The sequence below is a fragment of the Lysobacter sp. A289 genome (genome assembly GCF_054072675.1).
In genome coordinates this window covers 429,089-453,511 of record NZ_JBSVRN010000001.1, presented here as the reverse complement: position 1 = coordinate 453,511, position 24,423 = coordinate 429,089, and the positions used below count along the sequence as shown (strand labels likewise).

Annotated in this window: 19 protein-coding genes; 9 read left to right on the top strand and 10 right to left on the bottom strand. The window is 64.1% G+C overall.

Going from position 1 to position 24,423, the window contains the following annotated elements; all coding sequences use genetic code 11:
- The first annotated feature begins 18 nt into the window (after positions 1–18).
- The 3 genes from ACW5DN_RS02175 (at position 19) to ACW5DN_RS02165 (ending at position 4,634) form a co-directional block, all read left to right on the top strand.
- The gene (locus tag ACW5DN_RS02175) at positions 19–2,007 is read left to right on the top strand and encodes a bifunctional serine/threonine-protein kinase/formylglycine-generating enzyme family protein (RefSeq protein ID WP_456961121.1); all 1,989 of its coding nucleotides are present in this window, start codon (positions 19–21) and stop codon (positions 2,005–2,007) included.
- A 42-nt stretch (positions 2,008–2,049) separates the two neighbouring features.
- The gene (locus ACW5DN_RS02170; RefSeq protein ID WP_456961120.1) at positions 2,050–2,724 is read left to right on the top strand and encodes a DUF502 domain-containing protein; all 675 of its coding nucleotides are present in this window, start codon (positions 2,050–2,052) and stop codon (positions 2,722–2,724) included.
- Between the two features lie 92 nt (positions 2,725–2,816).
- Positions 2,817–4,634, top strand: coding sequence for a DUF885 domain-containing protein (locus tag ACW5DN_RS02165; protein WP_456961119.1), 1,818 nt, complete (start codon positions 2,817–2,819; stop codon positions 4,632–4,634).
- A 132-nt stretch (positions 4,635–4,766) separates the two neighbouring features.
- Here ACW5DN_RS02165 and ACW5DN_RS02160 read toward each other — a convergent pair whose 3' ends face one another.
- On the bottom strand, positions 4,767–6,122 hold the full coding sequence (locus tag ACW5DN_RS02160; protein WP_456961118.1) for a DEAD/DEAH box helicase: 1,356 nt from the start codon (positions 6,120–6,122) through the stop codon (positions 4,767–4,769).
- Positions 6,123–6,561: 439 nt separating this feature from the next.
- Between ACW5DN_RS02160 and ACW5DN_RS02155 the strand changes: the two genes are divergently transcribed.
- Both ACW5DN_RS02155 and ACW5DN_RS02150 read left to right on the top strand, forming a co-directional pair.
- Complete coding sequence (locus ACW5DN_RS02155) at positions 6,562–8,673, top strand: M13 family metallopeptidase (RefSeq protein WP_456961117.1); 2,112 nt, start codon at positions 6,562–6,564, stop codon at positions 8,671–8,673.
- A 155-nt stretch (positions 8,674–8,828) separates the two neighbouring features.
- Positions 8,829–10,820, top strand: coding sequence for a M13-type metalloendopeptidase (locus ACW5DN_RS02150; RefSeq protein ID WP_456961116.1), 1,992 nt, complete (start codon positions 8,829–8,831; stop codon positions 10,818–10,820).
- A 61-nt stretch (positions 10,821–10,881) separates the two neighbouring features.
- Here ACW5DN_RS02150 and ACW5DN_RS02145 read toward each other — a convergent pair whose 3' ends face one another.
- Positions 10,882–11,538 carry a rhomboid family intramembrane serine protease gene (locus ACW5DN_RS02145; RefSeq protein ID WP_456961115.1) on the bottom strand — a complete coding sequence of 219 codons (657 nt, stop codon included), beginning with the start codon at positions 11,536–11,538 and terminating at the stop codon, positions 10,882–10,884.
- A 113-nt stretch (positions 11,539–11,651) separates the two neighbouring features.
- Positions 11,652–11,987 (bottom strand): MGMT family protein, encoded by a 336-nt coding sequence (locus ACW5DN_RS02140; RefSeq protein WP_456961114.1) that lies wholly within the window; start codon positions 11,985–11,987, stop codon positions 11,652–11,654.
- 35 nt (positions 11,988–12,022) lie between these two features.
- Here ACW5DN_RS02140 and ACW5DN_RS02135 point away from each other — a divergent pair, with 35 nt between their 5' ends.
- Positions 12,023–12,433: a hypothetical protein gene (locus ACW5DN_RS02135; protein WP_456961113.1), complete on the top strand. Its 411-nt coding sequence runs from the start codon at positions 12,023–12,025 to the stop codon at positions 12,431–12,433.
- A gap of 59 nt (positions 12,434–12,492) precedes the next feature.
- Here ACW5DN_RS02135 and ACW5DN_RS02130 read toward each other — a convergent pair whose 3' ends face one another.
- On the bottom strand, positions 12,493–13,620 hold the full coding sequence (locus ACW5DN_RS02130; RefSeq protein ID WP_456961112.1) for an anion permease: 1,128 nt from the start codon (positions 13,618–13,620) through the stop codon (positions 12,493–12,495).
- A gap of 10 nt (positions 13,621–13,630) precedes the next feature.
- Complete coding sequence (locus ACW5DN_RS02125; protein WP_456961111.1) at positions 13,631–14,257, bottom strand: DUF47 domain-containing protein; 627 nt, start codon at positions 14,255–14,257, stop codon at positions 13,631–13,633.
- 303 nt (positions 14,258–14,560) lie between these two features.
- Between ACW5DN_RS02125 and ACW5DN_RS02120 the strand changes: the two genes are divergently transcribed.
- Both ACW5DN_RS02120 and ACW5DN_RS02115 read left to right on the top strand, forming a co-directional pair.
- Positions 14,561–15,898, top strand: a complete 1,338-nt coding sequence (locus ACW5DN_RS02120) for a hemolysin family protein (RefSeq protein ID WP_456961110.1) — start codon at positions 14,561–14,563, stop codon at positions 15,896–15,898.
- Complete coding sequence (locus tag ACW5DN_RS02115; RefSeq protein ID WP_456961109.1) at positions 15,882–16,517, top strand: exopolysaccharide biosynthesis protein; 636 nt, start codon at positions 15,882–15,884, stop codon at positions 16,515–16,517. The genes ACW5DN_RS02120 and ACW5DN_RS02115 overlap by 17 nt, the downstream gene beginning before the upstream one ends.
- Here the strand turns inward: ACW5DN_RS02115 and ACW5DN_RS02110 are convergent.
- The 3 genes from ACW5DN_RS02110 to ACW5DN_RS02100 form a co-directional block, all read right to left on the bottom strand.
- On the bottom strand, positions 16,514–18,688 hold the full coding sequence (locus ACW5DN_RS02110) for a putative bifunctional diguanylate cyclase/phosphodiesterase (protein WP_456961108.1): 2,175 nt from the start codon (positions 18,686–18,688) through the stop codon (positions 16,514–16,516). The genes ACW5DN_RS02115 and ACW5DN_RS02110 overlap by 4 nt on opposite strands.
- On the bottom strand, positions 18,685–19,533 hold the full coding sequence (locus ACW5DN_RS02105; RefSeq protein WP_456962933.1) for a phosphate/phosphite/phosphonate ABC transporter substrate-binding protein: 849 nt from the start codon (positions 19,531–19,533) through the stop codon (positions 18,685–18,687). The genes ACW5DN_RS02110 and ACW5DN_RS02105 overlap by 4 nt, the downstream gene beginning before the upstream one ends.
- Positions 19,534–19,720: 187 nt before the next feature.
- On the bottom strand, positions 19,721–20,500 hold the full coding sequence (locus tag ACW5DN_RS02100; RefSeq protein WP_456961107.1) for an RNA methyltransferase: 780 nt from the start codon (positions 20,498–20,500) through the stop codon (positions 19,721–19,723).
- Positions 20,501–20,611: 111 nt separating this feature from the next.
- Between ACW5DN_RS02100 and ACW5DN_RS02095 the strand changes: the two genes are divergently transcribed.
- Positions 20,612–21,442 (top strand): inositol monophosphatase family protein, encoded by an 831-nt coding sequence (locus ACW5DN_RS02095; RefSeq protein WP_456961106.1) that lies wholly within the window; start codon positions 20,612–20,614, stop codon positions 21,440–21,442.
- Between the two features lie 126 nt (positions 21,443–21,568).
- On the opposite strand, the gene secF is transcribed toward ACW5DN_RS02095, so the two are convergent.
- Together secF and secD are read right to left on the bottom strand one after the other, a co-directional pair.
- The gene (secF, locus tag ACW5DN_RS02090; protein ID WP_456961105.1) at positions 21,569–22,534 is read right to left on the bottom strand and encodes a protein translocase subunit SecF; all 966 of its coding nucleotides are present in this window, start codon (positions 22,532–22,534) and stop codon (positions 21,569–21,571) included.
- Between the two features lie 15 nt (positions 22,535–22,549).
- Positions 22,550–24,415: a protein translocase subunit SecD gene (gene secD, locus ACW5DN_RS02085; protein WP_456961104.1), complete on the bottom strand. Its 1,866-nt coding sequence runs from the start codon at positions 24,413–24,415 to the stop codon at positions 22,550–22,552.
- Positions 24,416–24,423 lie beyond the last annotated feature (8 nt).

Here is a 24,423-nt window from a genome sequence, read left to right as displayed (position 1 = left end):
CATCCGCCAGACAATGATATGAGCACGCAACCAATGCCCGAAGTTCGTGGTTATCGGCTGCTGCGCGTCATCAACCATGGTGGCATGTCCACGGTGTACCTGGCAGAGCAGATCGCCCCGTCACGCGAGGTCGCGATCAAGGTGATGGCGCCGCAGGCGTTGTCGGATGAAGTCAGTCGGCGTCGCTTCGAGAACGAGGTACGTACCGTTGCCCGGCTGGAGCATCCCCACGTGGTACGCATCCACGAGTTGGGGCGCACCGCGGATGGCCTTCCGTATTACACGATGCCGTACCTGTCGCGTGGCCACCTCGGCCAACGCCGCTTCCTGCTCGACAATGGCGAGCCCGACGAACCGCGCATAATCGCGACCTTGCGCACGGTGCTGTCTGCCCTGGCGTACGCGCATGGCCGCGGCGTGGTGCATCGTGATGTCAAGGCCGAGAACGTGCTGTTCGATGAGGGCGAGCAACCGTTGCTGGCCGATTTCGGGATTGCGTTGCGACGCGGCTTCGGCCCGCGGGTGACTGCCATCGGCCTGGCGGTTGGCAGCACGGCCTACATGGCGCCCGAACAGGCACGCGGCGAGGAAGTCGACGGTCGCGCCGACCTCTACAGCATGGGTGTACTGGCTTGGGAAATGCTTACTGGCCACTTGCCGTTCGAAGCCGCTGACGCCTTGTCGATGGCGGTCATGCATGCGCAGGACCCGATTCCGAAACTGCCGGCACACCTGCGTCATTGGCAGCGTTTCATGAACCGTGCGCTGGCCAAGCAACCCGGCGAGCGATTCGAAGATGTCAGCCAAATGTCGGACATGCTGACCCGGGTGGAGCGGCGCCAGGGTTGGCCACGACTCGCCGTGTTCTGGGAGCGCATTACCGGTCAGCTGGCTGACGTGCCACGGTGGGTGTTGGCTGCCACCGCCTTGGTATTCGTCGCCATTATCGGCAGCGCCGTGTTGACCCGCGATAATGGCATCGATGGGTTCTTCCGCGCTGGCGCGCCGATGATCGAAAACACCGTCCAAACCGACCCAATCGCGTCGATGTTGCGCCCCCTGCCCGAAGCCCCCGTGCAAGCCGCACTGGACAACGCGCGCAGGCAGATCGAACAGCGCAATCTCACTGCACCGGAGGGCAACAACGCCTATGCCAGCGTGGTGACGGCGTGGCAGGCCGAGCCCGACAACCGGCAAGTGCATGCGGTGGCTGACGAGCTCACCACCGCGTTGGGCGCCGAATTGTTATTGAACCTGCGCAACGGCAAAGACACCCGCGCGAAGGAATACGCGGGCCGTGTGCAGCAACTGGCTGACGATACCGGAACCCCCGTGTCGCCCGCTCGCTCGCAACTGCAAGCCAATATCCAGCAGGTTCTGCAACACCGGATCGAACAGGCCGCCACCCATTTCGACAGCACGCTGGCGATCGCTACTGCCGCCTTGTCAGGACCGCTTGGATTGCCGGAGGCTGCGGCGGCCAAGCTGCAACACCAGGCTTTGGCGATCCCCAAGCGTGGGCAGCGACTGCCCGATGATCCCTCCGGAGCGGTGGTGGCCACGGCCGGCGTAGCCGTCAGTCGCAAGCCCGTCAGCGTCGATGATTACTCCCGGTTCGCCACGCTCACCGATCGTCCGGCCGCCCGCTGTCGCGAGCGCGTATCGCTGTTGCGCGTGCTGGCACCACGTGACTGGCGCAATCCCGGGTTCGATCAGGACGAGGAAAACCCGGTTGCCTGCGTATCGTTCGTCGATGCACAGGCCTATGCCGAGTGGTACAGCCGCCAATCCGGGCATACGTATCGCTTGCCATCGACTGCCGAGGCCGATCAGCTGGCACCGGAGATCAGCGGCAAACCCTTGTCGCTGTGGCTGCTTGACTGCGGTAGCAGTTGCAAACAACGCGAGGTTGGCGGCGCGTCATGGCGCAGCCAGGCTCCGAGTCGGGCGCTGGATAGCGGCCGTGGCTATGACGATGTCGGGTTCCGGCTGGTAAGGGAGCTGTAGCATCCATCCACCGATGCCTCGCCGCCCATTTACAATCGCGCCATGCGCACTCCCCCTACCCTGAAACGACTGTTCCTCACCGGACTGCTGACCTTGTTGCCGCTATGGCTGACCTGGGTCGTGGGCAAGTTCGTGTTCGTATTGCTATCGGACACCAGCCGGCCGATCACCGGGCCGATGCTGACCCGGCTTGCCAGCGACTTCCCGCACTTCGCCGGTTGGCTGGCGCAACCCTGGGTGCAGACGGTGATCGCGCTGGTCGCAACCTTGCTGGTGATCCTGGCGTCGGGGGTAATGGCCCATCGGGTAGTCGGCCAGCGGTTGCTGCGCTGGTTCGAAGCCGTGATCGGGCGCATCCCGTTCGCCAGCACCATCTATGGCAGCGCGCGGCAGCTGCTGGATATCCTGCAGACCAAGCCCGACGGCACCCAGAGGGTGGTGCTGATCGACTTCCCGCACGACCAGATGAAGTCGATCGGCTTTGTCACCCGGGTGCTCAAGGAACAGGGCACCGGGCGCGAACTGGCCGCCGTGTACGTGCCAACCACGCCGAACCCGACCTCGGGCTACCTGGAGATCGTCCCGGTCGAGAAGATCACACCAACCGACTGGACCGTCGACCAGGCGATGAGCTTCATCATCTCCGGCGGCGCGGTGTCACCTGACTCGATCCCGTTCTCGCCACCTGCGCGGACTGATGGCGGGAAGGCCACGTAGCGATCGCGGGTGACTTTTGGGCCATGCCATGCGCACCGTGAGCGATGAGGCTCGACGATTGTGCTTGCCGGCCCATCCAATCGGAGAATGCGATGAAGTCCAACGTCACCCGCTCCCTGCTCGCCGTTGCCCTGGTCGCCGCAATGGCCGGTTGCAGCCCCACCCCCGCCAACGATGCGGCCCAGGCCAAGCCCACCACCGAACAGGCAGCAACCGACAAGGCCGCCCAGCTCAAGGAGATGTACGCCCAGTACTGGGAGGAGTACCTCAAGCTCAATCCATTGGCGGCGACGTTCCAGGGCGACCCGCGCTACAACGACCAGATGCCGAACTACCTGTCCGAGCAGTACCGGCAGAAGTCGCACGACTTCACCCAGCGCTGGCTGGACAAGGTCGAGGCGATCGGTTCGGACGGACTGGAAGGCCAGGCGCTGCTCAGCTATGAGATCTTCGTCGAGGATGCCGAGGACGAGCTGGCCAGCGAACAGTTCCCCGGTTGGATGCAACCGATCAACCAGTTCTACAACCTTGCCAGCATGGCGGTGCAGCTCGGCTCGGGCACCAGCGCGCAGCCGTTCAAGACCGTTGAGGACTACGCGGCGTGGCGCAAACGTGCATCGCAGACCCCGGTGCTGTTCGACCAGGCCATCGCCAACATGAAGCTCGGTGTCGAGGCCGGCGTGGTGCAGCCCAAGGTGCTGATGGACAACGTGGTCGACCAGCTCGACGCGCTGATCAAGGACAAGCCCGAAGAAACCCTGTTCTGGAAACCGATCGAATCGATGCCCGAATCATTCCCGGAGGCCGACAAGGAGCGCATCGCGGCGGAGTACCGCAAGATGATCGACACCGAGCTGATGCCGGCGTACCGCGAGCTGCGCGAGTACATCGCCAACGACTACATGTCGCACGCCCGCGATACCGTCGGCATGGCCACGTTGCCCAATGGCGAGGCGTGGTATGCGTTCAACGCCCACAAGTCCACCACCACCGACCTGAGTCCGAGCCAGATCCACCAGATTGGCCTGGACGAAGTGGCCCGCATCCACGGCGAGATCCACAAGGTGATGGAGGAAGCCGGCTTCAAGGGCACGCTGCAGGAGTTCTTCGAGTTCATGAAGACCGATCCGCAGTTCAGCTTCGACAGCGAGGAAGCACTGCTCACCTACTACCGCAGCCTCGAGGACAAGATCAACCAGAAGATCCCGGAGCAGTTCTCGCTGATCCCCAAAGCCGGTTTCGAGATCCGCCCGGTCGAGGCGTTCCGGGCCAAGTCCGCGGCCGGCGGCTCGTACATGACCCCGAGCGAGGACGGCAGCCGTCCCGGCATCTTCTACGTCAACACCTACGACCTGCCGACCCGCAAGACCTGGGATGCGGAAGACCTGTACCTGCACGAGGCGATCCCCGGCCACCACTTCCAGCTCGCGCTGCAGCAGGAGCTGACCGGCCTGCCCGACTTCCGCCGCTTCGGTGGCCAGACCGCGTTCATCGAGGGCTGGGGCCTGTATGCCGAGTCGCTGGGCAAGGATCTGGGCGTCTACGAGGATCCGTACAGCTACTTCGGCTATCTGCAAAATGAACTGTGGCGCGCGATCCGGTTGGTCGTCGATACCGGCCTGCACAGCAAGAGCTGGACCCGCCAGCAGGTGATCGACTACATGCTGGAGAACTCGGCGGAAAGCGAGACCCAGGCCACGGCGGAAGCCGAACGTTACATGGCGATCCCGGGCCAGGCGCTCGCCTACAAAATCGGCGCCCTGAAGATCCAGGAGCTGCGCGACAAGGCCGAAGCGGCGCTGGGCGAGAAGTTCGATGTGCGCGAATTCCACGCGGAAGTGCTGAAGGACGGCTCGGTGCCACTGGACGTGCTGGAAGCCAAGATCAACCGCTGGATCGCCAGCAAGTAACAAGCCAGCCCGGATCCGGGGCTCCCATACGCAAACGACCCGGAGCTTATCCGGGTCGTTCGATTGCACTGACGCAAACCAGCGACGGGAATGGCTCCCGTCGCTGGCAGTCAAGTTCGACTACGCTTTGGGTCAGGCGCTGGAGCCGTCCCGGAACGAACCGCGTCCGCCACGACCGGCCGGTGCCGTGCGCTGTCGCGGGCCGCCGGCATGGGCATGACGCGGAGCCGGCTGGCCATGCGAACGAGCACCGCCACGCGGGGCGTTGTTGCGTGGAGCGTTGTTGCGAGGCGGACGGCCCGCACCGGCATTGTTGCGCGGGTTCGGGATCGCCACGTCCAGACGGATCGGGCGGCTGGGCTCGTAGCCCGGCACCACCACCATCTCGACATCCTTCTTCAGCACATGCTGGATCTGGCGAAGCAGGCCACCTTCGTCATGCGAGACCAGCGACAGCGCCTCGCCGGTGGAACCATTGCGACCGGTACGACCGATCCGATGCACGTAATCCTCGGCCACCATCGGCAGGTCGAAGTTGATCACCAGCGGCAAGTCAGGAATGTCCAGGCCACGTGCGGCGACATCGGTGGCGACCATTACCCGGGCACGGTTCGACTTGAAGTCACGCAACGCCTTCTGGCGCTGTGACTGGCTCTTGTTGCCGTGGATCGCAACCGACTTCAGGCCGGCGGCTTCCAGCTGTTCGGCAAGCCGGTTGCAACCGTGCTTGGTACGACCGAACACCAGCACTTGGTCGCCCGGACGCTTGGCGATGATCTCGATCAGCAGGTCGCGCTTGCGGCCGCTGTCCACCGGGTGCGCACGATGGCTGATGGTGTTGGCGATCGCGTTGTTGGTGGCGACCTGGACCTGCTTGGGATCGCGCATGAACTGCAACGCAAGCTGCTTGAGCTGACTCTCGAAGGTGGCCGAGAACAACAGCGTCTGCCGCTGTGCCGGCACGCGGCCGAGGATGCGCTTGATCGCGGGCAGGAAGCCCATGTCGAGCATGCGGTCGGCCTCGTCGAGCACCAGCACTTCGATCTCGTCGAGCTTGACGGTGCCGCGCTCGATGTGGTCGATCAGCCGACCCGGCGTGGCCACCACCACGTCGATGCCACGACGCAGGTTCTCGACCTGCGGGCCCATGCCGGCGCCGCCGAAGATCGTGCAGAAGTTCAGGCGCAGGTGCTTGGCATAGCTGCGCAGGCTGTCGTTGACCTGCACCGCCAACTCGCGGGTCGGCACCAGGATCAGCGCGCGCGGCTTGCGCGAACCGTTCGGCGCGGTCTGCTTGGCCAGCCGGTTGAGCAACGGTAAACCAAACGCGGCGGTCTTGCCGGTACCGGTCTGGGCGCCGCCCAGCAGGTCGTGGCCATCCATGATCAGCGGGATGGCCTGGACCTGGATCGGGGTCGGGCTGGTATAGCCCTGTTCGGCAAGCGCGCGCAGCAAAGCAGGCGCAAGGCCGAGGGATTCAAAAGACATGTTGTAACTCCGAGTAGACAAAAAACCGCATGGAATGCGGCAAGACCCGGAGCGTTCCCTGAAACCGCGCTGCGAGTATTCAATGTGACGGTGCCGGATGCTCCGGACCGTGTCGGCGCGACGAAAGACGTGCGGGATAACGTCGAACTGGACTTGACCGACCAATACGACAGGCAACCTGGGAAACGTGACCCTTGCGGGTAGGCAGCCGTGCGCTGAACAGGCGAATCCTACGCGAAAACCTGTCGTCGCGCCAGCCGTTGAAATACCCCATTCATTTTCCCGCCGCGGACACCGCAACAGCAACAACTTGTCTGGCGCCCATGACCTCCGACACACCCGCCGATCCCGCAGGAGGTCTACTGTCGACCGGCCCCGTGCTTGAAAGAAGTACTCTTCGGGGGCTGTCATTCCCCAATGCCACCGGCCGGAGTCACACGTGAGCTTGAACAAACCACAAATCCTGTTGCTGTCCCTCGCCATCGCCACTGCCGTGGCCGCTTGTTCCAACCAGGACGACGCCAACGCTGACGACGCCAACGCCAAGCCTGTAGCTGCCGCTGACGCCAACTCACTGACCATCGATGAGAGCGCGCTGCCACCGGTCAACCGGTTCCAGATCTCCGACCTGGACACCTCCAAGGACGCCTGCACCGACTTTGGTGGCTACATCAACGGCACCTGGTTGGCGGCCAACGATATTCCGGGCGACCGCACCAGTTGGGGCGCGTTCGAGATGCTCGACGAGCGCTCCACCGCCGTCCAGCACCAACTGGCCAAACAGGCTGCTGCCAATGACGATGCCACCGGCGTGCAGAACATCGTCGGCGACTTCTGGGCGACCGGCATGGACGCCGAGCAAATCAACGCCCAGGGCATTGCCCCGATCCAGGACAGGATCGACGCAATCGCCGCACTCGACAGCCAGCAGGCGATTGCCGACTACCTGCGCAGCAGCGCAGCGGAAGGTGAGAACTTCCTGTTCTCGTTTGGTGCCGAGGCCGACTTCAAGAACTCCGACATGAATATCGCCTACGCCGCCCAGGGCGGACTCGGCCTGCCGGACAAGTCGTATTACCTGGATGCCGACAAGGCCGACAAGCTGGCTGCCTACCAGGAGCACATCGCCAAGGTACTGGAGTTGTCAGGCGTGGAAGTGGCGCAAGCGGCGGAACAGGCAAGCGACGTGATCGCCTTCGAGACCCGGCTGGCCAAAGCTTCCAAGTCCAGCGAAGAGATGTCGCGTGATGTCTCGTTGTTCTACAACCCGGTCAGCCTGGCGGAAGCTGACAAGCTGACCCCGAACTTCCCGTGGACGACATTCTTCGAGTCCCAGGGCGTCGCCGCCCCGGAGATGTTCTCGCTGGCCATCCCGGCCTTCCACGAGCAAGTCAGCCAGATGCTGGCCGACGTACCGGTCGAGCAGTGGCAGTCCTACCTGCGCTTCCACACCGTCGACGGTGCCTCGCCGTTCCTGAGCGATGCGTTCGTGCAGGAGAACTTCAACTTCTACAACAAGGCAATGCGCGGCCAGAAGGAGATCAAGGACCGCAGCAAGCGGGTGCTGAACACGATCGAGGGCGAGGTGGGCGAAGCCCTGGGCCAGATGTACGTCAAGGTCGCCTTCTCCCCCGAGTCCAAGGCGCGCATGGAAACCCTGGTCAAGAACCTGAGCGACGCGCTGAAGGTTCACCTGGAAGGCCTGGACTGGATGAGCGATGAGACCAAGGCCAAGGCCATGGAGAAATGGGGCAGTTTCACCCCGAAGATTGGCTACCCGGACAAGTGGCGCGACTGGGCCGGGCTGGAGACCGACCGCGATAGCTACATCGGCAACGTGATGGCGGCCAACCAGTTCAACTACCAGTGGAACCTGTCCAAGATCGGCCAGCCAGTCGACAAGACCGAATGGGGCATGAGCCCGCAGACCGTCAACGCCTATTACAACCCGCTGGCCAACGAGATCGTGTTCCCGGCGGCGATCCTGCAGCCACCGTTCTTCGATCCCGAAGCCGGCGACGCGGTCAACTACGGCGGCATCGGCGCGGTGATCGGCCACGAGATGATCCACGGCTACGACGACCAGGGCAGCCGCTTCGGCCCGACCGGCAACTTCGAGAACTGGTGGACAGAAGCGGACTCCAAGGGCTTCAGCAGCCGTACCGACAAGCTGATCGCGCAGTTCGACGCCTATGAAGCCATGCCGGGCAAGCACGTCAACGGCAAGCTCACCCTGGGCGAGAACATCGCCGACCTGGGCGGGCTGGCGGTGGCCTACGACGCGATGAAGCAGGCAACCGAAGGCACCCCGGACCCGATGACCGATGGCATGACCCGCGACCAGCGGTTCTTCGCCAACTGGGCCACCGTGTGGCGTCGCAACTTCACCGACGACGAGCTCAAGGTACGCCTGACCACCGATCCGCACGCACCGGCGAACTTCCGCGCCATTGGTGCGCCGTCCAACATGCCGCAATTCGCCGCGGCGTTTGAGTGCAAGCCCGGCCAGCCGATGGTTCGAAGCGACGACAAGAAGGTCGTCATCTGGTAGTCGTGCCCGGCCCTGGTCAGTCCTGACAACGCAATGACCAGCGATCGATGCAGAAGCCCGGATTCGTTCCGGGCTTCTGCTTTTCTGCCACCCGCGTTCAGTGGCCAAGGCGCATCCGTTGTTAGACTGGCGCGATCATCTGGACGGAATCTGCAATGACCCTTCGACCGCTCTGTTGTGCCCTCGCCCTGGCCCTGACCGCCGGCTTCGCTTCGCCGGGTGCCGCCGCGCAGGATACTGCCACCGCGTGCAGCGATTTCCACGCTTTCTCCAACAGCGGCTGGCTCACCGCCAACCCCCTGCCCGCCGGTTCGGATTCCATCTCTGCGCTGGGGCAGCTGGGAGAGCGCGCGCACCAGCAACAGATCAGTTTTCTCAACGCCGCCATGCAGTCACCCGAAGGCGACGTGCAAAAGCTGCTGGGTGACTTCTGGGCCAGCGGCATCAGTGAAGCCCAGGTCGAGCGCGACGGCGCCCAGCCATTGGCGCCCCTGCTGGACAAGATCATCGCGGTAAAGCGCTCCCAGCACGTCGCCCCGACCATCGCGGCCCTGCATCAGGTGGGCATCCCGGTAGCATTCAACTTCGGCGCCGACATCGACCTGCGCAACCTGCAAAGCCATATCGGCTACTTCAGCCAAGGCGGACTGGGCCTCCCCGATCCGGCCTATTACACCCGCACCGATGCCGCGACCCAGGCGTTGCTGGGCCAGTACGACACCTACGTGCAGAAGATCCTCGCTCTGACCGGCGTGAAGGAGAAGGACCTGGCCGATCAGGCGCAACTGGTGATTGACCTGGAGACCCGCATCGCCCGGCTCTCGCTGCCCTTGCCCAAGCTGAATGATCCACGCACCAACTACGCGCCGGTTGCCACCGAGGGACTCGCTGCGCAGTACCCGAATCTGCACCTGGATCAGTTTCTCGAAGTCCAGGGCATCACCTCGCCCACGGTATCGGTTGCCAACCCGGAGCTGCTGGCCGGTATCGACACATTGGTCGATGAGCTCAAGCCCGAACAATGGCGTGCCTATCTGCGCTGGCAAGTGGGCGATGCCATGGCACCGTACCTGTCCAAAGCCTGGCGTGACGCGCACTTTGATTTTCACGGTCGCCTGTTGGCCGGGACCAAGGCACCGCCGCCACGCCAGCAACAGGTACTGGATGCCATCAACCTCGCCGCCGGCCCAATGCTGGGGCACGAGTACGCCGAAAGGTACCTGACCCCGGAGGTCAAGGCGCGGGCACTCGAAATTGCCGGGCACGTCCGCGACGCGCTCGGCGTCGCCCTGCAGGGCGACTCACGCCTGGGACCGGAAGCCCGGACAGAAGCGGCAGCCAAGTTGGCCGCGCTGAAGATCGAGATCGGCACCCCGGCGCGGGATCTTGACTACACCGTGCAGCCGATGGGCCGTGGCAGCTTCGGCGGCAACATGCTGATCGCCTCCACTTGGCGTCACCGCGAGGAAATGCGAAGGATCGGCGAGGACAATGCCGGCCGCCGCTGGAACGTGCTGCCACAGCAACCTGCACTGGCCTACGACCTGGCCCACAACCGCTTGATAATCACCGCGGCGGTGCTGCAATCCCCGATAATGAACCCGATCGCACAGACCTCCGCCCAGTACGGCAGTTTTGGCGCCCTGGTCGGTCACGAGCTCAGCCATGGCTTCGATTCGCGCGGTCGCTTCGTGGACGCCGCCGGGGAGTTGCGCAATTGGTGGGGCCCGCAGGAACTTGCGGCGTGGGATGCCACGGCAAACCAGTTGGCCGCGCAGTACGGAGCCTTCGACTATCCGGTACTGGAAGCGACCAAGGTCAACCCGGAAGCGGTCCGCGACGAGAGCGTTGCCGACCAGGCCGGAGTCGAGTTGGCGTGGGCCGCTTATACCGCCGCGACGCCCGACGCCGACAAGGCGTCCAGGGAAGCCTTCTTCGAAGGTTGGGCGGCCCTGTGGCCCAAGCATATGACTCCTGAGATGGCCGCCCGCAGCGCCGTCAGCGACGTGCACGCCCCCGGCGTGTGGCGGACCAATGGCCCGCTGATGAACCTGGGCGATTTCGGCGAGGTCTACGGCTGCAAGGCCAAAATGCCGATGCAGCACCCGGCCGATGACCGGGTCGTGCTCTGGCCGCAAAGCGACTGAGCTGATCCGGTAAAACGGCGCGGATGAAACCGCGCCGTTTTACTTCAACCATCCGCGTCCGTCAGCGTACGACGCGTGGCCGCGGTGGCCCACGACGGCCAAACGGTGGCTGGCCCCGCCAATACCGGATCAGCAACCAGCCGAACAGCATCCCGCCCAGATGGGCGAAATGGGCCACGCCGGGCTGGTAACCGCTGAAACCCAGCATCAGCTCGATGGCGCCGTAGACGATCACCAGCGTGCGCGCCTTCATCGGGATCGGCGGGATCAGCAGCATCACCCGTTGGTGCGGAAACAGCATCCCGTAGGCCAACAGCAGGCCGAACACGCCGCCCGAGGCACCGATGGTCGGATAGGCGGCGCCACCGTTTGACATCGTCCAGGCCCCGACGATCAACTGGCATACCGCCGCGCCCGCCACGCAGCCCAGGAAGTAGGTCAGGAACCGACGCTCGCCCCAGGTGTGTTCCAGCGGCGCGCCAAACATCAGCAACGCGATCATGTTGAACAGCAAGTGGGTGAAGCTGCCATGCATGAAGCCGTAGGTGAGCAACTGCCATGGCAGGAACTCGTTGACCACGTAGGCACTATCACCGCTGCTGATCGGCCAGAGCATGAACGACGCCAGTGCAGCGTCACCCAGCACCATCTGCAGGACGAAAACCAGTCCGTTGGCAATCAACAGCGCCTTGGTGACGGGCGGCAAGTTGGAAAACATTGCATCTCCTCAAAGGTCGTTCAATGGTAGCTGCTGGGCGCTGTTTCCGGTTGGTAAGCCCGTCGAGGACATGGTGTTCACCTGGTCAGTTGGCAACCCCGCTGGCCTATCCCTCAGCCTCCCTGCCTGCCCCAGATCTGCTCATCCAGTGTCGCGGCGGCACGCAGACCGCGCACGCGCCCTGCCTCCACCACCACCCCCTCGGCCCGCAAGCGCTGGACCTGCTCGGCAAGCTGTGGTGAATCGGCAGGGAAAGCGATACGCCCGTCCGAGCGCAGGACCCGGTGCCATGGCAGGTCGGGATCGTCGTTGTGACTCAACAGGCGGGCCACCATGCGCGCCCGCCCGGGCAGCCCGGCGCGCCGCGCCACCTCGCCGTACCCAGCCACTGAGCCGCGCGGTATTGCCCGGATGACGGCCAGGATTCGAGCGGGAGCATCGTCTTGCATCGCGGTAGCATAGTAGTCCCGACCCGGAGTCGCCCATGCACAACCTCCAAGCGATCCAGCAGCACCTGGTTGCCGCCGGTTTCCAGATGAGCTTGCCGCACGAAGGCGTGGCCTGCATCGAGCTGTCACTGGACAACGGCAGTCGCCACCAATCGATCTTCCTGTCCGAACTGGACGACGATGATGGACGTCCCTACCTGCGCGTAAGCAGCGCGGTAGCGCCGATTGCGGGCCTGGACGCCCATCGCGCCCTGGTATTCAACTGGCAAAGCCGGGTCGGCTACCTGGCCATCGGCGACATGGGCGGCGAACGCTACCTGCAGCTATGCGAAAACCGCCCGTTCGACGGACTCGACGGCGCCGAAGCGCATCGATTGGTGCTGGAGATCGGCGGACTCGCCGATCACATGGAGCAGTCCCTGTCCGGAGAGCGCGACCTGCTCTAGGCCGGGCTTGCCGCTGGTCGTGCCCAACGGCCCCGGCCAAGAACAAAAGGGTTGCACGGTTACGCCCAGCCGGCGGCGGCCAACACCCGGAACGACAGGTACGCGATACCGCCGGCCGCGGGGATGGTCAGGATCCACGCCCAGATCATCCGCTCCACCATCGTCCACTTGATGGCATTCAGGCGTTTGGCGGTGCCCACGCCCATGATCGATGCGGAGATGTTGTGGGTGGTGGACACCGGGATCCCCAACGACGACGCAAAGGTGATGACGGTCGCCGCACTGGCCTCGGCGGCAAAGCCATGGATCGGGTGCAACTTCACCAGCTTGTGGCCCAGGGTCTTGATGATGCGCCAGCCACCGGCAGCGGTACCGGCCGCCATCACCACGGCGCAGGTCAGCTTGATCCACAGGTCGATGTCACCATTGACCAACGCATCCTCCGAAGGGTGCAGGAACGCCAGGAAGCCCGGCAGGTCGTCCAGCGTCCCATCGGCCTGCGCAGCGACCAGGGCAAGGGCGATGATGCCCATGGTCTTCTGGGCGTCGTTCATGCCGTGCGCGAACCCCATGTAAGCCGCACTGCCGATCTGTGCCTTGCCGAAGAACGCGTTGACCCAGCGGGTCCGCGCCAGCCGCGCCACCAGCCCACCGGCCCGCGCCATGGCCGAGATGGTCGCGAACAACACCCCCATCAGCAGGAACCCGCCGACGAATCCCGCCACCGGCGAGGTCACCATCGGCACGATCACCTTCCACATCACGCCGGCGCTGCGGTACCAGGGTTCCACCGGGACCGAAAAAATGATCGCGTCGAAATTGTTCGCCGCCGCTGCCAGTGCCGCACCTATCAGCCCGCCGATCAGTGCGTGCGACGAGGAGGACGGCAGGCCGAGCCACCAGGTGATCAGGTTCCACACGATGCCACCCAGCAACGCGCACAGGATCAGCTGGGAACTGATATCGACCACGGAGGCATCGATCAGCCCCGAAGCGATCGTCTTGGCAACCGCGGTACCCAGCAACGCGCCCAACAGGTTGGTACTGGCCGCCATCGCAACCGCCTGCATCGGCGACAGCACTTTGGTGGCCACTACCGTGGCAATCGAGTTGGCGGTGTCGTGGAAGCCGTTGATGTATTCGAAGACCAACGCCACGAATACGACTATCAGGACCAGGGTCAGCATCCCAAAGGCCTCAGGAGTTCTTCAGAACGATTTCGTACGCCACCACGCCGGCCTCGCGGCAACGGTCGATGGCCTTTTCGAGGATCTCGAAGAACTCCTTGAGCAGGAACATCTGCAATGGCTCCAGGTCGCCCGAGTAGATATCCCGGTACAGCTCAAGCATCAACCGGTCCGCCTCGTTCTCGATCGAGCGCAGCTCGTCGTTGAGTTGTTTCATCGGCGCCAGCTTGATCTTGCGCAGCTGTTTGACCATCTTGACCACCACTTCGGCCGCCTGCTCCAGCATCGCCGCGCGCGGCGCGAAGTCGATGTGCGCCAGGTGCTGCACCGCCAGTGAGTAACGGTCGGCGAACTTCTCGGCCTGCTTGTTGATCTTGTGCAGTGCAGAGCTCAACGCCTCGATATCTTCGCGCTCGATCGGGATGATGAAACTGTCGACCAGTTCCTGACTGATCTGCGCCGAGGCATCGCGCTCGCGCTGGCGGGCGAGCTTGAACGCATCCAGCGCCGGCTCGGCGTCTGCGCTCCTGAGCATCTCGTGCAACGCCTTTGTACTGTCGTGGGCGGCAACTGCGGAGGCCTCCAGCAGCGTATAGAACTGATTGCCTTGGCCGAACATGGTTTGCAGGGAGAACATCAGGGAGGGACCTCGTCGTGCTGGCGGCAATGGGTCGCCGGAATGTGCGGGCAGGAATGCCGCAACCGGATGGCGGTGGAGGCGACGGCGGAATTATGACGGTTTCGTGACCTTCACGCCCAGTCAGGGACTCTCAACGGGCCCACGGGCACCACCTGCTAAAATCCGCGAGCGCCGCATCGGCGCGCTTATCCGACATCATTTCTCCATGGACGACGACTCCAAACCTCCGCCAACAGTCACTACGCCGCCATTGCGGCGACACGTGCGCGCCCCCTTCACCGCCAACCCGGAGAGGGCGCAATGCTGGAGTTCCTGATTGTCCTGGTGCTGATCGCGTTCAACGCCTTCTTTGCCCTGTCGGAAATGTCGGTGGTCACATCGCGCCGGCCCAAGCTCCGCCAGATGAGCCGCTCCAGTCCCAACGCGCGCAAGGCACTTGACCTGGCCGAGCACCCCGACCGCTTCCTTTCCACCGTGCAGGTGGGTATTACCCTGATCGCCATCCTGACCGGCATGTTCGGTGGCGACGCCATCGGCAGCGCGATCGGCAGCTGGCTGGGCGAGAAGATCCCGGCCCTGGGCAGTTACGCCCAACCGGTCGGCGTGGTGCTTGCGGTCGGCCTGATCACCTACCTGAGCATCGTGCTGGGCGAGTTGCTGCCCAAGCGTCTGGCATTGTTGGCGCCCGAGAAGCTGGCCAGTTTCATTGCATTGCCGATGCACTGGGTTTCACGGATCGCAACCCCGGCGGTTTGGCTGCTGATGGTCAGCACCCGCGGCCTGCTCAGGCTGCTGCGGCTGGATCGTAGCCAGGCCACGAACATCAGCGAGGAGGAGATCCGCCTGCTGGTCAGCGAGAGCCACGAACAAGGCGTGATCGATGCCGACGAGCGCAAGATGATGCACCGCGTGCTCGGCCTGGGCGATCGCACCGCCGACAGCCTGATGACCCCCCGCACCCGCATCACCTGGCTGGATGCCGGTGCCCCGCTGGAGGTCAACCTGGAGACGATGCGCAATGCGCCCGTCTCGCGCTTCCCGGTGTTGCGCGGTACCGATCAGGACGTGATCGGCGTGGTCGAAGCCAAGTCGCTGTTGCGCGCGCTGGCGCCCGGGGTGGCGATCGACCTGTTTGGCCACATGCGCGAGGCATTGTTCGTATCCGAATCGACCCACGCGATGAAGCTGCTGGAGATCTTCCGCGAGGAGCAGCAATCACTGGCGCTGGTGGTGGATGAGTACGGCGACGTAACCGGCCTGGTGACGGTCAACGACGTGATGGGAGCGGTCATTGGCCGCGTCCAGGCGGGCATGGGGACGACGACCGAACACCAGGTCGACCAGGCCAGCCCGGTAGTGGAGCGCGCCGACGGCTCGTACCTGATCGATGGCAGCCTCCACGTCGAGGACCTGCACGAACTGGTCTCCGGCTCCGTGCCCGGCGACGAGGAGCACGACTTCCATACCGCCGCGGGCATGGTGATCACCCACTTCGGCCGCATTCCCAACGTAGGCGAGCAGTTCGCCTGGCCCGGCTGGCGGATCGAGGTGGTCGACCTGGATGGCCCGCGTATCGACAAGCTCCTGCTGTTCCGCGAACCCGAGCAGGATCCGGACAACGATGAGACCGGTGGATAGGCAACAGGCCATCCGCGAAGCAGGAACGCGTGCCCTGCTGGACGCCTTTGCCGACGGCGACCAGGAACAGGTGGTCAAGCTGGGAGAGGTGTTCGCCGGCCTTGGCAAGCGTTCCTTCGGCATGCTGCTGTTCGTTGCCATCCTGCCAGCATTCATCCCCATTCCCGGCGTGGCAGGCGCAGTCAGCGGACCACTGGTAATCCTGGTCGGGGCGCAGTTGTTGCTCGGCTTGCGAACCCCGTGGCTACCCGGGTTCGTCGCCTGCCGCGGCCCGCGCCGACACACCCTGGCGCGTTTTCGCGACCGGTTGTCACCCTGGCTGGCCCGGTTGGAACGCGTGGTACGGCCGCGCTCGCCTGCCTTGCTCGATCATCGCCTGGCCAACGCGTTCACCGGCTTGCTGCTGGTCGCGCTGGGACTGCTGCTGGCCTTACCGATACCGCTGACAAACTATCTGTTTGGCGTCTTGCTGCTGTTGTTCGCGCTGGCATTGCTGGAACGCGATGGGCGCCTCATGGCGGTGGCGTGGTTGGCCGGAGCGGTGGCCGTTACAGTGTTCGGACTGCTGTCGGGCCAGATCGCCACGCTCATCACCCCGTGGGTCGACCTGCTGTTCTAGCCCAGACCCGACACCGTCAGCGGCGTCTTCGCCCGCACCACCTCATGGAATGCCTCCAGGGCCATCGGGCGCCCCAGCCAGAAGCCCTGGGCCAGGTTGCAGCCACGCTCGCGCAACAGCGCGTACTGGCTTTCCGTCTCCACGCCTTCGGCGACCACGGGTATCCCCAACGAATGCGCCATCGCGATGATCGCGGTGGTCAAGGCAAGGTCATCGGGATCATGCAGGATGTCAGCCACGAAGCTGCGATCGATCTTGACGCCATCGATCGGCACCCGTCGCAGATGGCTCAGCCCGGAAAACCCGGTGCCAAAATCATCCAGCCATACCCGCACCCCGCGTGCACGCAGCTGATGCAACATCTCGCTCGCGTGCGCCGCGTCACCGATCATCGCGGTTTCGGTCAGTTCGATATGCAGCTGTTGCGGCGGCAACCCGCTATCTCCCAGCGCCGCGGCGACCACGTGCGGCAAGTCGCCACGACGAAGCTGCCGTGGCGAGACGTTGACCGACACGAACAGCGGTTCCCCATTGGCAGACATCGGTTGCCATTGAACGGCGTCCCGACAGGCGGCCTCCATGACCAGCGGCCCGATGGTTTCTATCAGCCCGCTCTGTTCGGCGACTTCGATGAACACCGACGGGGCAATGGATCCCAGCTCCGGATGGTTCCAGCGCAGCAGTGCCTCCGCCCCGACCAGGACGCCATCGGCGAGCTGGAAGATCGGCTGGTACACCAGACTGAGCTCCCCGCGGTCCCAGGCATCACGCAACTCTGCTTCCAGATGCAGCCGCCGCTCTACCGCCTGGTTCATCGTCCGGCTGTAGTAGCGGATGCAGTTCTTGCCCGCGGCCTTGGCCTGGTACATCGCGATGTCGCCGATTTTCATCAAAGTCGCGGCGCCGGCCGCATCCTGAGGGAACAGGCCGATACCGATGGAAATCCCTAGGAAGACATCGCTGGCCCGCAGTGGCAGCGGTATCGCGACTTGTTCCACCAGCATTTCCGCCAACGTACTGGCGACAGCGCGCAACTCGTCCCCATCAGCCGCCTCAAGCAGCACCAGGAACTCATCACCACCAAAGCGTGCCACCAGGGCCTGCTCGCCGGCCACCCGCGCGACCACCTCGCGGATGCGATTGGAGACCTCCAGCAAGACCTCGTCCCCGACGTCATGGCCCAAGGTGTCGTTAATCCGCTTGAAGTCATCAATATCGGCGAACAACAGCGCCAGCTGTCGGCCCGAGCCACGCAACTGCACCAGGCGCTGGTCCAGCGCCTCCCGGAAAGCGAGGCGGTTGGCCTGGCCGGTCAGCGCGTCGGTATAGGCCATCTTGCGGATGTCGCGGTCATGGCAGGCGATACTCTCGCTCATCCGCGAGAACGCGCGCATCAAGTCGCCAAGCTCGTCGTTGCGATCACTGGCCGGCACCTGTGTTCCGAATGCCCCGCCTTCGATCGCACGTGCCGAATCGGCCAGTTGCCGGATCGGACGTACCAGCCAGCGATGGATCGACCACAACGTGACACCGCCCAGGGTCAGCACCGCGACACCCAGCAGGCCAATCCAGAACAGCTGCCGCCGACCCAGTTCCGACAGGCTTTGGCGCAGACTGGCTGCCCCACGCTCCTGGTACCCACGCACGACGTCGAGGTCGTAGCCGATGCGGACGCCGCCCAGCCGATTGCGGCCGACCAGGATCGGCGCCGACACGTCCATGATTGCGTCGCTGAACTGTGTATGCAGCGCCGTCGTTGCAATGGCCTGTGCCGCCAATGGATCGCTCATGTGCCGGCCGTAACCGGGAATCTCGTCACTGCCGTCGTGCAGGACGTCACCGTCGTCATCAAAGACAGTGACGTAGGCAATGCCGGGCTGGCGCAACGCGTCGCCGACGAGCGCTCCGATCTGGTCCAGGTCGTGGTAATAAAGCGGGTTCGCCAGCGACTCCGCCAATGGCCCAACCATCCCTTCCGCCCGTCGACGCAGCGTCTCGATGGTCATGGAATGCATGGCCGCCCGGCTGGCTGCCTCGACCTCGTACTGGGTACGGTTCTGGCGGTGCAACAGCAACGCGATCAGCGCCACCAGTACCACCATCGCGACCAGCATCAGCGATGCGACCCTCGCCTGCAGTCCGTAAGCCGGCTTGAAACGCAAGGGCTTCATTCGACCTTGGCTCGTACGTGGCGGACGCCGGACTGGATGTGATCCAGCGCATGGCGGGACGTGGCGTCGATCGGCAAGAACCCGGTGGTCCCGAAAAATTGCTGTAGCGCGGCGCTGGCAGACGGATCGCTGGCCGCGCCCAGCAGCACTTCCTTGAGCCGTTCGCGCACCGCCGGGTCCATGTCCCGGCGCAGCATCTCAACCGCACGCGGGTAGTCCGGTGTGCGGCCAATCACCAACAGGTCGCGTTGGAAGGCCTTCGGCATCCGCTCCGGGTTGTCCCAATCCAGGTTGCTCATCACCCCCGCATCGACCACCCGCTTATGCACCCAGGTCGCGATGTTTCGCTCCGAGCGCGCAAACAGGTAGCCCAGCGCATCAGAGTCGATCGAATCAGTCGGCGAAAGCAGGATCTCCAACGTGATTCCCCGTTCCAGCAATTCGCCTGCCGGGACAAAATAGGCACTGGTGGACGACGGCCGCTGGAAGGCGATGCAATGCCCGCGCAAGCCGTCCAACCCGGTGATGCCGCTGTCACGCCGGACGAAGAACACGCTGTGGTATTGGCTGTGGCCGCCACGCTCGGTCAAGACCAAGGGCTCGGCGCCGGCACGCTCGCGCAGCAACATGCCGGACCCCGCGGTCTCGGTGACCCAATCGACCCGGCCACGGCGCATGTAGCTGGCCATCTGCTGGGCATCACGCGCCATCAGCACGCTGCCCTCACGGATCCCCACGTCGGCCATCCGGGGCACCACATAGTCCAGCAACGGCTTGAGTTGCTCGTAGTGGGTCGCTGGATCGTCGCTGATCCGACCCAACACCAGCACGCCGTCGTCCGCCATTGCCGGCGACAACGCGCATCCGAACACGACCAAGAGACCCAATACGGCCCGCTGAACCGATGCGATCACTGCAGAACTCGCACAATAAAGCCGCCGACACGGGGCGATTCGGCAGGATAGCCCGAAAACCCTCCCAACCGACCCTGGCGACCACCAGTCGACGCTCGCGATGCACGCCGCGATGCAGTCATCGTTTTCCCGCCAGGGTTGCCATGCGGGTGGCATCCGCCAATACCCCTCGCAACAACCGCACCTCCGGCTCGTCCAGGCCCGCGCGCATGAACAATCGGCGCAGCTTGCGCATTGCCGATGCCGGCGCTCGTCCCTTGTGGAAATCAATCGCATCCAGCGTCTCGCCCAACTGGGTGAAAAAACCCTCCATCTGGGCGTGCGAGGCAGGCAACTGATGAGCTTCTTCCGCTACAGACGGTCCGGAGGCGGCCAGCAGCGCCAACCGCACCTCATAGGTAAGCACCTGCACCGCGGCCGCCAGGTTCAACGAGCTGTAGTCCGGGTTGGCGGGGATATGCACCGCGGCATGGCACAACTGCAACTCGTCGTTGTCCAGGCCGGTACGCTCACGGCCGAACACCAGCGCGACTTCCTCATCGGCCGCCGCCCGGGACACCAGGCGCTGGGCCCCCGCGGCAGGCAGCAACTCTGGCAACATTATGCGACGGGTACGCGCGGTGCAGCCGACTACCAGCCGGCAGTCGGCAACAGCCTCGGCCAGGCTGCCGCAGACCACCGCGGCAGACAGCAAGTCGTCGGCACCGGCCGCCAGCGCGAACGAGTCACCGTTGGGCAATTTTTCCGGCGCGACCAGGACCAGACGCGCCAGCCCCATGGTTTTCAGCGCGCGAGCCGCCGAGCCGATGTTGCCCGGATGCTGGGTCCCCACCAGCACGATACGGATGCGATGGGCAACAGGAAGCGGGGCGTGTTCGGGAATGCGCGTGGTAGTCATGGCGGCAATGGTAAACTTCCCAGCCGGCCACGGTCTCCATCCGTGTCATCGCCGGCTGCTCTTTTCCCTTGCTAATCCTTCCTTCACCTCTTTCGCCCGAGGCCGTTTGCCATGCAGAAACCCGCCGTCACCCTCATGGTCAAGGCCGCCCGCTCCGCCGGCAATGTGCTGTTGCGCCACATGTACAAGCTGGATGCGTTGAACGTGGTCGAAAAGGACCGTATGGACTTCGCCAGCGAAGTCGACGAGCTGGCCGAGAAGGAAATCATCAAGGAGTTCCGCCGTGCCACCCCGGACTACGCGATCCTTGGCGAAGAGGGAGGGCTGATCAAGCCCAAGAGCGGGAGCTCCCGTTTCACCTGGGTGATTGACCCCCTGGACGGCACCAGCAACTACCTGCGCGGGATCCCGCACTTTTGCGTGTCTATTGCATTGGTCGAGGCCGGCGAGCCGGTCCACGGGGTGATTTTCGACCCACTGCGCAATGAGCTGTTCACCACCAGTCGCGGCAGCGGCACCACGCTCAATGACAAACGCGTACGCGTCTCTGATCGCAAGGACCTGACCGGGGCCATGATCCTGACCGGGTTCGCCCCGCGCGAGCGCGCCCGTGCCAGCGCACAGCTCAAATGCATCGATACGCTATTCACCGAGATCGAGGACATCCGCCGCAGCGGTTCCGCCGCGCTCGACCTGGCGTACGTGGCCTGTGGCCGCGCCGATGCCTACTTCGAGGCCGGCCTGAAGCCGTGGGATATCGCCGCTGGCGCGCTCATGGTGCGTGAGGCGGGCGGCAAGATCAGCGACTTCCGCGACCGCACCACCGGCCCGATGGACGCACGGGGCGTGGACCCGCGGCCGCTGTTGGCCGGCAACATCAAGGTCGCCGGATTGTTGCAACAGCGCATCGTCAATACCGGTTATGCGGCCGCGTTTGATTGAATCAAAATGGTGGATTACGCCGGTGGCTAATCCACCCTACGGACGAATGGCCGCCGGACGAATGGTCACCCACGAAAAAGGCCGCTGAATCCGCGGCCATTTTCGTGGGTGACCCAACCGCACCTGTTACGGTCGGCGAGCCAACGCTTCGTCGTTCTTGGCCTTGGGCATAAGATCCTGCTTGGTGATCTTCAGGAAGCCGATGGTCAGCAGTTGGGACGCGATGAAGATCGACGACAAGGTGCCCACGACCACGCCGATCATCATCGACTCGGCCATGCCACGCAACGACCCACCACCGTACAGATACAACGCCAGCACGGTCAGGAACGCGACCACCGAGGTGATGATCGTACGGGACAAGGTCTCGTTGATCGAGGTATTGATGATCGTGCGTGGATCGGCGCGCATGGTTCGGAAATTCTCGCGGATTCGATCGAACACCACGATGGTGTCGTTGATCGAGAACCCCAGCACCGACAGGATGCCGGCCAGCACAGTCAGGTCGAACTCGTGGCCACTCAATGCGAACCAGCCGGTGACGAGCACCACGTCCTGCAGTGACGCAAGCACCGCGGCGACCGCGAACTTCTTCTCGAACCGCATCGAGATATAGATCAGGAAGCCGACCACCACGAAGATCACCGCCCAGATGCCATTGAGCGCCAGTTCCTTGCCGACCTGCGGGCCGACGAAGTCGCTGCGCATCACCCTGCCCGGATTCTCAGGCGTTGACACGGCCTTGGTGATGGCCTGGGCCGTCTGTGAGTCAATCTGGGCAGCCTCGTCTTCGCCCTCCTGCTCCGATTGCAAGCGAACCAGAATATCGTTGCCCGAGCCAAAGCTGAGCACCTCGGCATCGCCGTACCCGGCGTCCGCAAGCCGGGTACGCGCATCGTTGATGTCGATCGGTTGCTCGAAACGCAACTCGGTGACGGTACCGCCGGTGAAGTCCAGTGCGAAGTTGAAGCCGTTGACCACTATCGACCCGACCGATACCAACAGCAGGATGATCGATAACGAAAATGCCGCGGTACGCAGGCGCAGGAAATCGATGTTGACGTTTACCGGGATGATGTTGAGTTGTTTCATAGTCGTTTCCCGCCGTCAGATCGCAAGGGACTTGAGCTTGTTGCGCTTGCCGTAGATCAGCGTGGCCATCGCCCGCGAACCCGACACCGCCGTGTACATCGACGTCGCGATGCCCACGATCAACGCCACCGCAAAGCCCTTCACCGGACCGGTGCCGAAGGCGAACAGCGCCACGCCGGCCAGGATCGCGGTCAAGTTGGCATCCATGATGGTGCCGGTGGCTTTCTCGTAGCCGGCGACGATGGCCGATTTGGGCGGCATCCCGTCACGCAGCTCTTCGCGTATTCGCTCGTTGATCAGCACGTTTGCATCCACCGACAGGCCGACCGTCAACGCGATACCAGCCAGACCAGGCAACGTCAGCGTGGCCCCGAACCACGACATCACCGCGACCAGCATCAGGATATTGAGCAGCAACGCCAGGCAGGTAATAAGCCCGAACATGCGGTAGTAAACGAGAAAGAACAGCAGCGCGAAGATGAACGAGTAACTCACCGCGGTCAGGCCGCGCTCGATGTTTTCCCGGCCCAGGCTGGGACCGACGATGCGCTCCTCGACGAAGTCCATCGGTGCGGCCAGCGAGCCCGAGCGCAACAGCAGCGCCAGGTCGGCCGCCGCCTTGCTGCTGTCCAGGCCTGTGGTCTGGAACTCCTTGCCGAACACGCCGTTGATATTGGCCACCGAGATCACCTGCTCGCTGACCCGGGTGCTGCGCACCTCTTCGCCATCAACCATGCGCACCTCGGGGATACGCTCGATGTAGACCACGCCCATCGGCTTACCAACGTTCTCGCTGGTGAAGTCGAACATGCGCTGCCCACCGGCACTGTCCAGCCGGACCGAGACCGACGGCGTGCCGGATTGCGGATCCATCCCCGAGGTGGCGCCGATCAACTGGTCACCCGAGGCGATCACCCGCTTGTTGAGCAGGATCGGCACCGGCTTTCCATCCGGACCGAGCTCCTTTCGATAATAGATCTTGGCCTGCGGTGGTACGTTGCCCGAGGCGACCGCGTCATACGCGTTGCCTTCAACCACGGCGCGGTATTCCAAGGTGGCGGTGGCACCGATGATGCGTTTGGCCTGGGCAGTGTCCTGCACGCCCGGCAATTCAACCACGATCCGGTCATTGCCCTGGCGCTGGATCAGCGGCTCGGACACGCCCAAGGCGTTGATGCGGTTGCGCAAGGTACCCAGGTTCTGGGTCAGCGCGTCGGCCATCATCCGCTGCAACTCGGTGTCGGGCACCGTCAGCGTCAGCGTCCGGTCATCTTGATCCAATTGCAGCGCCGGCTGGCTGGCGCGGATCTTGTTGAGCGCATTGGCGCCGTCGGCCGCGTCGGCCAGACGTACCACGATGGAATTATCGGGCCGGCGGGTCACCGACTCGTAACGCACCCGGCTATCGCGCAACACCACCCGGGCGTCCTCGACGATGGCTTCCATGTGCTTGTCCAGCGCCGCCTTCTGGTCGACCTGCATCAGGAAGTGCACGCCGCCCTGCAAGTCCAGGCCCAGCAGCATGCCGTCGGCACCCAGGGCGGTGAGCCAGCCGGGAACCGTGGACGCCAGGTTGAGCGCGGTCACGTAGTCACTGCCCAGCACCGGCGCCAGTGCATCGGCGGCCCTGGTTTGCAGCTCGGTGCCGGGGAGGCGCACCAGCAGGTTGTCACCGGTCAACTCGACTTGCTTGACCGGGATGCCCGCCTTCTCAAGCGCGCCGGCAACCCGGTCGGCCAGCGCCTGGTCGACGGGGGCGCCGCGGCTGGCGGTGACCTGTACCGAGGGATCCTTCTGGTACAGGTTGGGCAACGCGTACAGCGTGCTCAACAGGATGGCCAGCACCAGTACAACGTATTTCCAGCGCGCGTAAGTCAGCATCGATTGCC